General features: G+C 71.4%; 8 protein-coding genes and 1 pseudogene. 3 read left to right on the top strand and 6 right to left on the bottom strand.

What is annotated here, in order from left to right; genetic code table 11:
* Positions 1–54 precede the first annotated feature (54 nt).
* Together mfd and QMK28_RS13560 are read right to left on the bottom strand one after the other, a co-directional pair.
* The gene (gene mfd, locus QMK28_RS13565; RefSeq protein WP_326437496.1) at positions 55–3,642 is read right to left on the bottom strand and encodes a transcription-repair coupling factor; all 3,588 of its coding nucleotides are present in this window, start codon (positions 3,640–3,642) and stop codon (positions 55–57) included.
* Positions 3,643–3,869: 227 nt separating this feature from the next.
* Positions 3,870–4,247 (bottom strand): hypothetical protein, encoded by a 378-nt coding sequence (locus tag QMK28_RS13560; RefSeq protein ID WP_326437494.1) that lies wholly within the window; start codon positions 4,245–4,247, stop codon positions 3,870–3,872.
* A 184-nt stretch (positions 4,248–4,431) separates the two neighbouring features.
* Here QMK28_RS13560 and QMK28_RS13555 point away from each other — a divergent pair, with 184 nt between their 5' ends.
* Positions 4,432–5,286, top strand: a complete 855-nt coding sequence (locus QMK28_RS13555) for a helix-turn-helix domain-containing protein (RefSeq protein ID WP_326437492.1) — start codon at positions 4,432–4,434, stop codon at positions 5,284–5,286.
* Between the two features lie 12 nt (positions 5,287–5,298).
* A complete protein-coding gene (locus QMK28_RS13550) occupies positions 5,299–5,502 on the top strand; it encodes a DUF397 domain-containing protein (RefSeq protein ID WP_326437490.1) in 204 nt (67 codons plus the stop codon).
* Positions 5,503–5,696: 194 nt separating this feature from the next.
* Here the strand turns inward: QMK28_RS13550 and QMK28_RS13545 are convergent, their stop codons facing one another.
* Both QMK28_RS13545 and QMK28_RS13540 read right to left on the bottom strand, forming a co-directional pair.
* The gene (locus QMK28_RS13545) at positions 5,697–8,309 is read right to left on the bottom strand and encodes an ABC transporter permease (protein ID WP_326437489.1); all 2,613 of its coding nucleotides are present in this window, start codon (positions 8,307–8,309) and stop codon (positions 5,697–5,699) included.
* The gene (locus tag QMK28_RS13540) at positions 8,309–9,214 is read right to left on the bottom strand and encodes an ABC transporter ATP-binding protein (protein WP_326437487.1); all 906 of its coding nucleotides are present in this window, start codon (positions 9,212–9,214) and stop codon (positions 8,309–8,311) included. The genes QMK28_RS13545 and QMK28_RS13540 overlap by 1 nt, the downstream gene beginning before the upstream one ends.
* A gap of 350 nt (positions 9,215–9,564) precedes the next feature.
* Between QMK28_RS13540 and QMK28_RS13535 the strand changes: the two genes are divergently transcribed.
* Positions 9,565–11,124, top strand: a complete 1,560-nt coding sequence (locus QMK28_RS13535; protein ID WP_443050717.1) for an MDR family MFS transporter — start codon at positions 9,565–9,567, stop codon at positions 11,122–11,124.
* 110 nt (positions 11,125–11,234) lie between these two features.
* On the opposite strand, the gene QMK28_RS13530 is transcribed toward QMK28_RS13535, so the two are convergent.
* Positions 11,235–12,434, bottom strand: coding sequence for a cellulose-binding protein (locus tag QMK28_RS13530; protein ID WP_326437485.1), 1,200 nt, complete (start codon positions 12,432–12,434; stop codon positions 11,235–11,237).
* 426 nt (positions 12,435–12,860) lie between these two features.
* Positions 12,861–14,438 (bottom strand): annotated as a pseudogene (locus tag QMK28_RS13525) (SUKH-4 family immunity protein); the annotation flags it as partial.
* Positions 14,439–14,462 lie beyond the last annotated feature (24 nt).

The following is a 14,462-nucleotide window of genomic DNA, read 5'->3' as shown; positions in this document are numbered from 1 at the left end:
CTCCCCCGGGCCCCGACGGCCGGCCCCATCCGCCGGTAAGCCCAGCCCCCTCCGCTACGACCCCAGGATCGTCGCCAGGAACTCCCCGGTCCACGCGAGCAGTTCGCGCCCCACGACCGGCTTGCCGCCGACCTTCCCGGTGCTCGGCCGGGGCACCAGGATCTGGTGGGCGGCGGGCTTGAGGACCGTGCGCGGGTAGAGCCGCTTGAGCCGCAGCTCCTGCGATTCGCGCAGCTCCACCGGGCCGAAGCGGACGTTGCCGCCCTGGAGCGTGATGTCGCTGACGCCGCAGGCGCGCGCGAGCATCCGCAGCCCGGCGACCAGCAGCAGGTTCTCGACCGGCTCCGGGAGCTTGCCGTAGCGGTCGGTCAGCTCCTCGCGGACGGCCGTGATGTCCTGCTCGGAGTTGGCGGCGGCGATGGCCCGGTACGCCTGGAGGCGCAGCCGCTCGCCCGGCGCGTACTCGTGCGGGACATGCGCGTCGACGGGCAGCTCGATCTTGACTTCGAGCGGCGACTCGTCCGTCACCCCGCTGCCGTCGAGCGAGGCCCGGTAGTCGGCGACGGCCTCGCCCACCATCCGCATATAGAGGTCGAAGCCGACGCCCGCGATGTGCCCGGACTGTTCGCCGCCCAGCAGGTTGCCCGCGCCGCGGATCTCCAGGTCCTTCATGGCCACGTACATGCCCGCGCCCATCTCGGTGTGCTGGGCGATGGTCGCCAGCCGTTCGTGCGCGGTCTCGGTGAGCGGCTTCTCCGGCGGGTAGAGGAAGTACGCGTAGCCGCGCTCGCGGCCCCGGCCGACCCGGCCGCGCAGCTGGTGCAGCTGGGAGAGGCCGAAGTTGTCGCCGCGCTCGACGATCAGGGTGTTGGCGTTGGAGATGTCGATGCCGGACTCGACGATGGTCGTCGAGACCAGGACGTCGAACTTCTTCTCCCAGAAGTCGACGACGACCTGCTCCAGCGCGGTTTCGCCCATCTGTCCGTGCGCGGTCCTGATCCGCGCCTCAGGGACGATCTCGCGCAGCTTCGCTGCTGCCCGGTCGATCGACTCGACGCGGTTGTGGATGTAGAAGACCTGGCCCTCGCGCAGCATCTCGCGGCGGACCGCGGCGCCGATCTGCCGGTGCTCGTACGGGCCGACGAAGGTCAGCACCGGGTGCCGCTCCTCCGGCGGGGTGGTGATCGTGGACATCTCGCGGATGCCGGTGACCGCCATTTCGAGCGTACGGGGGATGGGGGTCGCGGACATGGTGAGCACGTCGACGTTGGCGCGCAGCTTCTTGAGCTGCTCCTTGTGCTCGACCCCGAAGCGCTGCTCCTCGTCCACGATGACCAGCCCGAGGTCATTGAACTTGGTCTCGGCGGCGAACAGCCGGTGAGTGCCGATGACGAGGTCGACCGAGCCCTCACGGAGCCCTTCGAGGACCGCCTTCGCCTCACTGTCCGACTGGAACCGGGACAGCGCCTTGACCACGACCGGGAACTGCCCGTACCGCTCGCTGAAGGTGCCGAAGTGCTGCTGGACGAGCAGCGTGGTGGGGACCAGGACCGCGACCTGCTTACCGTCCTGGATCGCCTTGAAGGCCGCGCGGACCGCGATCTCCGTCTTGCCGTAGCCGACATCGCCGCAGATCAGCCGGTCCATCGGGACGGACTTCTCCATGTCCTCCTTGACCTCGGCGATGGTGGTCAGCTGGTCCGGGGTCTCGACGTACGGGAAGGCGTCCTCCAGCTCCCGCTGCCAGGGGGTGTCCGGGCCGAAGGTGTAGCCGGGGGCCGCCATCCGGGCCGAGTAGAGCTTGATCAGGTCGGCGGCGATCTCCTTGACCGCCTTCTTCGCGCGCGCCTTCGTCTTGGTCCAGTCGGCGCCGCCGAGCCGGTGCAGCGTCGGGGCCTCGCCGCCGACGTACTTGGTGATCTGCTCCAGTTGCTCGGTCGGCACGAAGAGCCGGTCGCCGGGCTGGCCGCGCTTGGCGGGGGCGTACTCGACGAGGAGGTACTCGCGGGTCGCGCCCTGGACCGTGCGCTGCACCATCTCGACGTAGCGGCCGACGCCGTGCTGCTCGTGCACGATGAAGTCGCCGGCCTGGAGGGTGAGCGGGTCGATCGTCTTGCGGCGGCGGACCGGCATCCGGCCCAGCTCCTTGCTCGCCGCCTTCTGCCCGGACAGGTCGGTCTCGGTGAGGACGGCGAGCTTGAGCGCCGGGTCCACGAAGCCGAGGTCGAGCGAGCCGCAGGCGACGTGCACGAGCGCCGGGGTGATCTCGTCCAGGTCGTTGTCGAGGCGGGCCGGGATGCCCTCGCCGCCGAGCACCTCGACGGTACGGACGGCGGGGCCGTGGCCCTCGGTGATGTAGGCGGTGCGCCAGCCGTCGGCCAGCCAGCCCTTGGTGTCGGCGAGGGCGCGGGCGGTGTCGCCCCGGTAGGTCTCGGTCGCGCGCATGCCGAGCTTGAGCGTGTCGGGACCCAGCACGGCGTCTTCGGAATCCGCGTCCGAATCCGCGACGACTTCCGAGCCGGTGGCGAACTGGCTGATCGTCCACCACATCATGCCCAGCTCGCGGGCCCGGTCCCGGACGTCCGCGATGGCCCACAGCGAGGCCGCGCCGACGTCGATCGGCGCCTCGCCGCCGCCCGCGCTCGCCGCCCAGGACGCCGCCAGGAACTCCTGCGAGGTCGCCACCAGGTCGGCGGCGCGGGTACGGACCCGCTCCGGGTCGCAGACGACCGTCATGCTGCCCTTCGGCATGACGTCCAGCAGCAGCTCCATGTCGTCCACCAGGACGGGGGCCAGCGACTCCATGCCCTCGACGGCGATGCCCTCGGCGATCTTGCCGAGCATCTCGATCAGCTCGGGATGCAGCACGGCGAGCGCCGCGGCCCGCTCCCTGACCTGCGGCGTCAGCAGCAGCTCACGGCACGGCGGCGCCCACAGCCCGTGCTCGGCGACCTCCAGCGACCGCTGGTCGGCGACCTTGAAGTAACGGATCTCCTCGACTTCGTCGCCCCAGAACTCCACCCGCAGCGGGTGCTCCTCGGTCGGCGGGAAAACGTCCAGAATGCCGCCGCGAACCGCGAACTCGCCACGCTTCTCGACCAGCTCCACCCGGGTGTACGCGGCCGCCGCCAGCCCGTCGACGATCTCGCCCAGATCAGCGCTGCCACCGCTGCGCAGCGCCACGGGCTCCAGCTCGCCCAACCCCTTGACCTGCGGCTGGAGCACGGACCGCACCGGCGCGACGACGACCTGCACCGGCCCCGCCGCCGGGTCGTCGGCGCGCGGGTGCGCGAGCCTGCGCAGCACCGCGAGCCGCCGGCCGACCGTGTCGGAGCGCGGCGAGAGGCGCTCGTGCGGCAGCGTCTCCCAGGCCTGGAATTCCACCACCCCGTCCGGCGGAAGCAGCGAGCGCAGCGCCGCCGCCAGATCCTCTGCCTCACGCCCGGTCGCGGTAACCGCCAGCAGCGGCCGCCCGCCCCCGCGCAGCGCGGCACTACGAGCCAGCGCGGCCACCGCGAAGGGGCGCGCGGCGGCTGGGCCGACGAGGTCGAGGTGCGGGCGATTGCCGTCGGCGGCGGCCTTCACCGCTTCGGCGAGCGCCGGATCGGTGACGACGACGTCGAGCAGACCGTGCAGGCTCATGGAGGATTTCCGTCCCGGGGTGAACAACGCGAACCACCCGACACGTGGTACGTGCCGGGGGCTCCCAGCGTACGACGCGGCGCTGACAGCCGCCGCCCGGACGCGGACGGCGCTGTCGTACGCCCGACTGGGTCAAGGTTTCACTCCCGACCGGGTCGGTCTCGCTCCCGACCGGGCAAGGGCCTTGCCCCCATCCGCCGTCCGCCGTCCGCCGTCCGCCGTCCGCGTCAAGCGACCCCGGCCCGGTCGAGCGCGGCCCCGCGCGAGGCGACAAGCCACACCAGCCGCGCGCGAACCCCCGCCCGCCGCCCGAACCACCACACCGCCCGCTCGGCCGACCCAAGACTCAACCGCCGCCCACCGCCGACGCTCACCACCTGCACGCGGCCGTCATCATGCGCCATGCCCCAAGCCGCGATGTGGGCGTCGCGCTCGCCCGGCTCCAGGTCGTACTCCTGGACCACGGCGAAGAGTCGCGGTGCGGTGTCGAGGACGAGGTCGCATAGTTCTTGGTCGAACGTCGTCGGTGGGCCGAGCGCACGATCGGGCCCGGCGGGCCCTTCGGAACTGGGCTCATACGGGTCATACGGGGATACGGTGACCATGGAAGTCTCCCGCCAGGAGGTGGAGTTGGGCAGGCCAGGCCGCCTGCGGAACAGCAGCCCAGCGGAGTGTTTCACGTCACACCCTAGCGCGACCGTTGGAATACTTGCCCTCGGTTCTGAGAAAATTGTCCAACCCATTTGGTGAAGCGGCGAGAGCACGCCGGGTACGAACGAGGAGAGAGCGATGCCCCCGAGTAAGCTCCCGCCGAGCGCGCGTCAGCGACGCTTGGGAGCCGAGCTGCGCAGGCTCCGCGAGCACGCCGGCCTGTCCGCCACAGGAGCCAGCGCACTGCTCGGGGCCACCCAGTCGCGCGTCAGCAACATCGAGGCCGGGCGCTATGCGGTGAGCGCGGACCGAGTGAGAAGCATCGCCCACTCCTACACCTGCACGGATCAGGCACTCATCGACGCCCTCGCAGGGATGAGCGGCGGGCGAACACGCGGCTGGTGGGAGGAGTACCGGGAGATCCTGCCGTCCGGCGCACTCGACCTCGCCGAGATCGAGCACCACGCCGCCTCGATGCACATCACATCCGTGATCCACATGCCAGGTCTGCTCCAGACCGGAGAGCACGCCCGCGCTGTCATCAGCGACGCCGTCCCGCCGCTCGCACCCCCTGACGTGGAGCACCGGGTCTCCCACCGGATCAAGCGGCAAGCCGTCCTCTACAGGGACGACCCGACCCCGCTGACGGCGATCGTCCATGAGGCCGCCCTACGCATGGGCTTCGGAGGCCGGACCGTCGCCCGCGCGCAACTGGAACACCTCATCGAAATGGGCGAGCGCAAGCACATCTCCGTCCTGGTGATTCCGTTCGGCGCGGGCACCTTCCCCGGCTCCGGACAGTCCACTGTCTACTTCTGCGGACCCGTGGCGCAGCTCGACACAGTCCAGCTCGACACGGATCACGGTTCCGAGTTCCTCGACGCACCAGCACAGTTGGTGAAGTACCGGACCGTTCTCGACCGGATGGAAAAGAGCGCGCTCAATCCGGCAAAGTCCCGCGCCTTGATCCGCCGTATCGCACAAGACAACTGAGAGGGAACGGACGTGTTCACCCCCGACTGGCAAAAGTCCTCGCACAGCGCCGAGGCCGCCAACTGCCTGTACGTCGCCGCAGCCGAGGACGGCACGATCAGGCTCCGCGAGAGCGACGCCCCCGGCGTCATACTCGCCGCCACCACCGCGAACCTGCGGACCCTCATACACGCTGTCAAAGACGGCCAGTTCGACCACCTCACACAAAGCTCGTGAGCTCGTCGCCCACGCTCCCGCAACCGTCAGGGGGGACGTAGACGTGTGGAGCATTCGACAACTTCAAGTTGCCGAATACTCCACACCCCGCCAAAGCACGAGCCCGGACCGACGCGCACCCCCGTAGCGCACCGATCCGGGCCGTCGTCCCCGCCGCCTGCCTGCCCGCCCGCCCGAAGGGCAGGCGCAGCCCGCTATTCCGTAGCGATCGCGTTCAGGACGTTCATCCGGCCCGCGCGCCAGGCCGGGACCAGGGCCGCTATGAGGCCCACGAAGGCCGAACCGATGAAGACCGTGGTGATCGTCGGCCAGGGGATTTCCAGGACGCCGAGGCCTTCCAGGGCCAGCAGTTTCTGGGCGGTGGTGCCCCAGGCCATGCCGAGGCCGAGGCCGAGCAGGGCGCCGAAGAGGGCGATGACGACCGACTCCAGGCGGATCATCCGGCGCAGTTGGCGGCGGGACAGGCCGATGGCTCGCATGAGGCCGATCTCGCGGGTGCGCTCGACGACCGACAGGGCGAGGGTGTTCACGACACCGAGGACGGCGACGATGATCGCGAGGGCCAGCAGGCCGTAGACCATGTTGAGCATCTGGCCGACCTGGTCCTTGAGGTCCTGCTTGAAGTCGGTCTGGTTCTGCACCTTGAGGTTGGGGTACGCGGCGAGGGAGTCCTTGAGCGCGCTGTAGGCCGCGTCCTCCTTGCCCTCCTTCGCCTTCGCGAACATGATCATGTTATTCGGCATCCGGTCGGCCGGCAGGTAGCGCTCGGCCGTCGTGATGTCGGTGTACATCGCGCCCTTGTCGACGGAGGTGTCGTCCGAGGTGATGGCCGCGATCGTGAGCTTGGCCTGCCGGCCGCCGTCGAAGGCGACCGTCATCGTGTCGCCGACCCTGATGCCGTGCTTCTTGGCGAACACGTCGCCGACCGACATCGCGTTCGCGCCGTACGCGGCGGACAGCTTGCCGGCGACGGTCTCGCGGCGCAGGTCCTGGGCGTACGTGGGGTCGGCGGCGGCCAGTTCCTCGTCGGTGGTCCTGCCGTCCGGTCCGGTCAGCTTGGCCTTGACGCTCTTGTAGTCGGTGACGTGGGCGATGTCCGGGGTGGCCTTGAGGGCCTTCGCCGCCTGGGGCATGATCAGTTGCTGGTTCTTGGACTGGACGATGAAGTCCGCGCCGACCGACTTGTCGAGCTGGTCCGTCGCCGAGGCCACCATCGAGGAGCCGACGACCGACAGGCAGGCGACCAGCGCGAGGCCGATCATCAGGGCCGCGGCGGTGGCGCCCGTACGACGGGGGTTGCGCAGCGCGTTGCGCTCCGCCAGCCGGCCGACCGAGCCGAACATCCGCAGCACGACCGCGCTGATCACCCGGACCACGAAGCCGGCCAGCAGCGGGCCGATGACGACGAATCCGATGAGGGTCAGCACGACGCCCGCACCGAGGAAGATCGAGCCCTCGGAGGCCTTGTCCGCGTTCGCGGCGGTGTAGAGGCCGAGGGCGCCGCCGCCGGTGAGGAGCAGGCCCAGCGCGGCCCGGATCCAGCCGGCCTTGCCGTCCGCCGGGGTGCCGGCGTCGCGCAGCGCGGCCATCGGGGAGACCTTGCCCGCGCGGCGGGCCGGGATGTAGGCGGCGAGGACGGTGACGATGATGCCCAGCGCCAGGCCGACGGCGGGGGTCGTCCACTTGACGGTCAGGTCCGCGGTGCTCAGCTCCATGCCCATCGAGCCCATGAGCTTCATCAGGCCGACGGCGAGACCGACGCCGGCTCCGACGCCGAGGATCGAGCCGAAGACGCCCAGCAGGGCGGCCTCGACGAGTACGGACCGGTTGACCTGCTTGCGGCTGGACCCGATGGCGCGCATCAGGCCGATTTCCCTGGTCCGCTGGGCGACCAGCATCGAGAAGGTGTTGACGATCAGGAAGATGCCGACGAGGAAGGCGATTCCGGCGAAGCCGAGCATCGCGTACTTCATGATGTCGAGGAACGAGCCCATCGACTCGCGGTTGGAGTCGACGGACTCCTGCTGCGTGCGCAGCGTGTAGTCGCCGCCGTCGAGCTTCGCCGCGACGCTCCGCTTCAACTGCTCGTCGCTGACGCCCTTGTCGGCGTTGACCGCGACCTGGGTGAACAGACCGGTCGCGCCCAGCAGCTTGCGCTGCGCGGTGGCGGTGTCGAAGTAGACGATCGTGGCGCCCGGGTTGGTCACCTTGAAGGACGCGATGCCGGTGATCCTCGACTTGATGTCGCCGGTCACCGCGACGGTGCGCAGCTCGTCGCCCAGCTTGAGGTGGTGCTTGTCGGCGGTGTCGGCGTCGACCATCACCTCGGTGGGGCCGCGCGGGGCGTGGCCGGAGGTGATCTCCATCGACCTGAGGTCATTACGGCTCCAGTTGCCCGCGATGGTCGGGGCGCCGGTGCTGGAGCCCATGTCCTTGTTATCGCCGTTATCGCCGTTATCGCCGTTGTCGCCGTTGTCGCCGTTGACGACGGTGACGCTCATGCTGCTGACGGCGCCTTCGGCGGACTCGACCCCGTCGGCCCGCTGCGCCTGCCGGACCGCGGCGGCCGGCAGCGTCTCGGGCTTGCCGGTCTCCGGGGCGTCGTCGGCGTCCTTGGCGTTCTTCGGGCTGATGGTGACGTCCGCCGAGGTGGCGGCGAACAGCTTGTCGAAGGTGGTGTTCATGGTGTCGGTGAAGACGAGCGTGCCGCACACGAAGGCCACCGACAGCAGGACCGCGACGGCGGAGAGCGCCATGCGTCCCTTGTGCGCGAAGAAGTTGCGCATCGAGGTCTTGAGGACGGTCATCACGCCCTCCCGCGGGCGGAGTAGGACTCGGCGGTACGGGGCGCGGCGGCGTGCGCAGGGGCGGCGGGGCGCGCGGCGCGGGTGTCACCGCCCGGCGTGCGGGTGTCACCGCCCGGCGTGCGGGTGTCACCGCCCGGCGTGAAGTGCCGCATGCGCTCCAGGACCAGGTCGGCCGTCGGGTTGATCATCTCGTCGACGATCCTGCCGTCCGCGAGGTAGAGCACCCGGTCCGCGTAGGAGGCGGCGACCGGGTCGTGGGTGACCATGACCATGGTCTGGCCCAGCTCGTCCACCGAGCGCCGCAGGAAGCCCAGCACCTCGGCCCCGGCCCGCGAGTCGAGGTTGCCGGTCGGCTCGTCGCCGAAGATGATCTCGGGGCGCGCGGCCAGCGCGCGGGCCACCGCGACGCGCTGCTGCTGGCCGCCGGACAGCTCGGTCGGCCGGTGCCGCAGCCGGTCCGCGAGACCGACCGTGCGCACCACCCGCTCCAGCCACTCCTTGTCGGGCTTGCGGCCCGCGATGTCCATCGGCAGCGTGATGTTCTCCAGCGCGTTCAGCGTCGGGAGCAGGTTGTACGCCTGGAAGATGAAGCCGATCCGGTCCCGGCGCAGCTGAGTGAGCTTCTTGTCCTTGAGGCCGGTGATCTGCGTGTCGTTGATGAAGATCTCGCCCGAGGTGACCGTGTCGAGCCCTGCGATGCAGTGCATCAGCGTCGACTTGCCGGAGCCGGACGGGCCCATGATCGCGGTGAACGCGCCACGGGCGATGTCCACGTCGACATGGTCGAGTGCTACGACGCGGGTCTCGCCGGATCCGTAGGCCTTGACGACCTGACGTGCTCGTGCGGCAACGGCAGAACGCCCTCCACTGCCCCCGGCCTTGGGAATCGTTACAGCCGTTGTCACGGTGTTCTCCTATGTCGATGAGCGTCTCGGATTGACTCGGAGTGAGTCGGGGTGACCCGGAGTGAGTCGGGTACGGCTTCAGCCTGCTGGAAGAGCCGTGCCGCGGCGATGGGGTGTGTATCCGTCTTGGAGCGGGTGCTAGCCCTACCTCGCCGGTCATGTCCACCCCCGTAAGGCTAGGAACTCCGCTGCTCCGGCTCCTCCTTCGGCAGGACGAACCGGCAGGAGGAGAAACGGGGCCGCTCCCCTAGGGGTCCTGCCCGGCCATGTCCTCCGCACGTCGGGGACACATAAGGTGGCCGCTGCACCTATAGAGGTAGTACCGGCCCGAGGAGCACGCGTTGACCAGCATCGGAGGCCAGCCGGGGCCGACCCCGACGTCCGAGTCCGCAGCCCCGCCCACGGCGGCCCGTAAGCGCGGACGCGTCGTCGCCGCGCTGATGCTGGGCATGGCGCTCGCCGCGCTGGACGGCACCATCGTCTCGACCGCGATCCCGCAGATCGTCGGCGACCTCGGCGGCTTCTCCGTCTTCTCCTGGCTCTTCGCCGGCTATCTGCTGGCCGTGACCGTCACGCTGCCGGTGTACGGAAAGCTCTCCGACACCTTCGGCCGCAAGCCCGTGCTGATATCGGGCATAGCGCTCTTCCTCATCGGCTCACTGCTCTGCGCGGGCGCCTGGGGCATGGCGAGCCTGATCGCGTTCCGGATCATCCAGGGGTTCGGCGGCGGCGCGATCCAGGGCACTGTGCAGACCATCGCGGCCGACCTGTACCCGCTCAAGGAACGCCCCAAGATCCAGGCCAAGTTGTCCACGGTGTGGGCGGTCTCGGCGGTCGCCGGACCTGGCATCGGCGGGCTGCTCGCGGGCTACGCGGACTGGCGCTGGATCTTCCTGATCAACCTGCCGGTCGGCGCCGTCGCGCTCTACCTGATCATCCGTCACTTCCACGAGCCGGTACGGGTCCGCACCGGCCCCGCCCGCGTCGACTGGCCCGGCGCGCTCGCGATCTTCGCGTGCGGCGGACTGCTGCTGACCGCGCTCGTCCAGGGCGGCGTCGCCTGGCCCTGGCTGTCCGCACCGTCCCTGGCCTGCTTCGCCGGCAGCGCCCTGCTGGCCGCCGCCACCGTCCTGATCGAACGCCGGGCGGCGGAGCCGATCATCCCCGGCTGGGTCTGGCAGCGCCGTACGATCGCGGCGGTCAACGTCGCCCTCGGCGCGCTCGGGCTGCTGATGATCGCGCCGACGGTCTTCTTGCCGACCTACGCCCAGTCGGTGCTGGGGCTCGGGCCGATCGCGGCCGGTTTCGTACTCTCCGTCATGACCCTGAGCTGGCCGCTCTCGGCGGCCCTCAGCAGCCACGTCTACAGCCGGATCGGCTTCCGGCAGAGCGCGATCATCGGCATCGGCTGCGCCGCGCTGATCCTGCTCGCCTTCCCCTTCCTGCCCTACCCCGGCTCCGCCTGGCAGCCGGCGCTGATCATGTTCCTGCTCGGCGGCGCGCTGGGGCTGTTCCAACTCCCGCTGATCGTCGGCGTCCAGTCCACCGTCGGCCGGCAGGAACGCGGCACCACCACCGCGTCCGTCCTCTTCTGCCGCCAGGTCGGCCAGAGCATCGGCGCGGCCCTGTTCGGCGCCGTCGCCAACGCGACCCTCGCCGACCGCCTCGCGGACGCCCCCGCCGACATCAGCGCCGGTCTCCCCCGCCACCTGGACGAGGTCTCCAACGCCCTCGACGGCGACGGCCTCAGCGCCCAGGCCGCCGCGTACCTGCGCCGGGCGGTCGACACGGCGGTCGACCACGTCTTCATCGGCGCGGCAGCGGCGGCGGTCCTGGCGCTGCTCGCCCTGCTGGTGCTGGCTCCGAAGCGGTTTCCGGTGCTGCCGGAGGAGAGCCCTGCGGAGCGTTGACGGGAGGAGGGGCGGGGACGGGCGACGGGGGGACGAGGGGTGGGTGGACGGCGGGCGGCGGACGCCCAGGTCAGCCGCCGGTCGCCGGTCGCCGGTCGCCGCAGTCGGCCCTAGCCCTCCGTCGAGGCTGAGGAGGAAGCCGGGGTCGAGGTCGAAGCTGGCGTCCTGGGGTCGACCGCCCGCCCGTGTCCACCCTGGCGCGGCGGCTCAACCTGGCGCGCGGTCTCCCCCTCCCGCACAGTCTCGCCCTGTTGCGACGGCTCGCCCTGCCCCTGCGGCTGGCCCCCATGCTGAGGCTCGCCCCCGCGCTGCGGCTCGGACTCGGCCACTGCCCGGGGCACGGGCGCGACTTCGGGTACGGCTTCGGGCGCGACTTCAGGTGCGAGTTCGGGCTCAGGCTCAACCTCCGGCTCCGGCTCCGGCTCCGGCAACGCTTTGCCGGTCAGCGCTGCCAAGGTGTTGCGCACATGCGTCATGTGGGACGTGAGCTCCTCGCGCCGCTCGTCGTGCTCGCGCAGCACCCGGTCCGTCTCGCGCTCCACGCGCTCGGCGCGCACCCGCGCCTCGGCGACGATCTGGTCGCCGCGCGCCTGGGCGTCCTCCTGACCGTGCCGGGCCGCTTCCTCCGCCTCCGCGTAGAAGCGCTGCGCCTCGCCGAGCGTCCGGGCCGCGAACTCGCCGAGCTCGGTGAGCCGGGCGTCCGTGGCGGTCTCCGCCGCCGCGAGCTCCAGGCCGAGCGCGTCCCAGCCCTCGGCGTGCTCCTTCTCCTGGTCGGCCAGCAGCTCCGAGGTGCGCGCCCGCATCTCCTTCAGCGCGGCGAGCGCCTCGCCGCGCCAGTCCTTGGCGTCCTGCCGGGACGCGGCCCGCTGCGCGTCGACCTCCAGCCGCGCCGCCTCGGCGGCGCGTTCGGCGTACGCCTCGGCGTCGGCGCGCAGCTCCGCGTCCAGCGCGCGCGCCGCGTCCGCCGTCGCCTGGGCGTGCGCCTGCGCCTCGCCGTACGCCTGCCGCGCCGCCGCCGTCGCGTCGGTCCGCAGTTGCTCGGACTCGTCCTCGGCGATCGACAGCAGCTGTTGGGCGCGCTCGCTCAGCGACTCGTACGTCTGCGGAGCCAGTTGGGAGACCTGACCGCGCAGTCGCGCGGCCTCGGCTTCCATCTCATTGGCGAGGACGGTGAGCCGCGCGGCGCGCTCCCACGCGGCGTCGCGTTCCCCGGACGCCTCGGATACCGACCGGTCGACCTGATCCGGCCGGTAGCCCCGATCGCCCCGCCCGGCGATGGCAAAGCCCTCGGGTGAAACCGATGCGCTCATCCTTGAAAGCCCCTCTCCGACATGCAACGCGACATGCAACGCGACTCGGCGCACATCTTTCTGGATCGGAACGAAGTGGCCTTAACGCGACACTCCGCCCGAACCATTGTCCAGGATGCGTCAATCGAAGTCGGAAGCTGGAATCGGAGTGTCCTGTTTCAACGCGCCGGAGAACCGACGCGTGCCCAGTCCGTTTCCGCTCCCCCGGAGGCGGGGCTCGACCCGCGAAGAAAGGACCATGGCGCTCGAACCGTTCCTCATGTCGAGCACCATGATCCTTCGGTGTTCCTCCGGCGATCCTTCAATAACCGTTCAGCGTGCCACCAGCCTGCCAGCGGTCAGGGCCGTTGTCAGGAGAGTGCCGGGACCGGCCCGTCGGGACCGGTCCCTCCGGGCCGTCGCCCGGACGGCTTCAGCGGGCCGCCGTCAGAGCAGGCCGTCCCACATCTGCTCCAGCAGCACCGACCACCAGGCCTCCGGCGAGGAGAGCGCGGCCGGGTCGATCGCCACCAGATTCGTCTGGAAGTCCACCGTCCAGCGCCCGGCCTGCTCCGGCGTCAGATCACGCCGCAGCCGCCACATCCCGCCCAGCATCGCCAGGCAGCGCACGAACTCCGGCAGCCCGGTGTTCACGAACTGCGGCGCCACCGGCTGTCCGCCCGGCCCCGCCTCCAGCGGGACCGCGACGATGCTCGCGGTGCCGTACTGCACGCACAGCTGCCGGCCGAAGTCACTGCCCATCACGAGGTACGAACCCGCGTCCGGCGCGGGCTGCACTCCGCGCTCCGTCGCCAGCTCGGCCAGCGTCGGCACCGGGCGGTCCGGCTGGGCCTGCGCCCAGAAGAACGGCCCGAAGTCCACCGGCAGCCCCGCCCAGACCAGCGTCTGCGCCACGACGTCCGGCACACCCTGGCGGGACACCGCCCGCTGGTCGTAACGGAAGACGCCCTGCGGTCCGAACCACTGCATCAGCTCGTGCGCGAGCCCCTCGGGGGGGATCGGCGGCGCGGGCTGCACCTGGCTGGGGTGCGGCAGCGGCACCCGCTGCGGGGCGGGCCTGGCCGGGCCGTCCGCGACCTGGTGCAGCTCGCCCTGGTGCTCGACGAGGTGCCGTACGCCCTGCTGACGCGAGACGTGGTCGCGGCCGTACGCGGCCGTGTTGGTGATCCGCACCTGCGGCCAGGTCTCGCGGACCATCCGGGCGCAGTAGCCGCCCGGCAGGTCGCAGGACTCCAGCTCGGTGTGCAGCTCCAGGACCTGCTGCGGCGGCACGTTGAGCGCGCGCAGCTCGTGCAGGATCTGCCACTCGGGGTGCGGGATGCCGGGCGCCGAGCGGCGGATGAGCTGCTGCTCGGAGCCGTCGGGCGCGCGGTAGCGCAGCACGGCCATATAGCCGGGGCCGACGGTGGGGACGCCGACCGGCGCCTGCGGATAGCCGTACGCGCCGGGGCCGCCGGGAGCGCCGGGCGGCGGAGCCATCGGCGGGCCGCCCATCGGCTGTCCGGGTCCGCCGGGGGGCGGGAAGCCGGGCGGCGGGAAGGCCGGCCCGCCGGGAGCCGGAGGCATCGGCGGGCCGCCCATGGGCTGCCCGGGTGCGCCGGGCGGCTGCGGGCCGGGGCCTACGGAGCCGGGACCGGACAGCATCGTCGCGGCGGCGTGCACTCCGCCACCGGGAGCGTTGGGCGCGCCGGGCGGGTTGGGGCCGCCGGACGAGGGCGGGCCGCCCGCGCCGGGGGCGCCGGGCCCGTTGGGGCCGAGCTGTGAGCCGAGTTGGGTCGGGACGTATCCGCCGGCCGGTGCGCCGGGCGCACTGGGGCCGGTGGGGGCGGGAGCGCTCGCGCCGGGGCGCGCGCCGGGCGTGCCCGGAGCGCCGGGCGGCGCAGGCGTGCCGGGGCTGCTCCGCGGAGCCTTGCTGGTCGCAGCGTCCGCGATGTCACCGGCTCCGCCACGCGGAGCACCGGGGGCAGCAGGCGCGCCGGGCGGCTGCGGACCGGACGCACGGGGCCCGGCCGAGTCCGACACGACCTA

This window comes from Streptomyces sp. H27-D2 (assembly GCF_035828615.1).
Lineage (GTDB): Bacteria > Actinomycetota > Actinomycetes > Streptomycetales > Streptomycetaceae > Streptomyces.
Note: the sequence above shows the minus strand (reverse complement) of the source record. Positions and strands in the feature narration are given on the sequence as shown.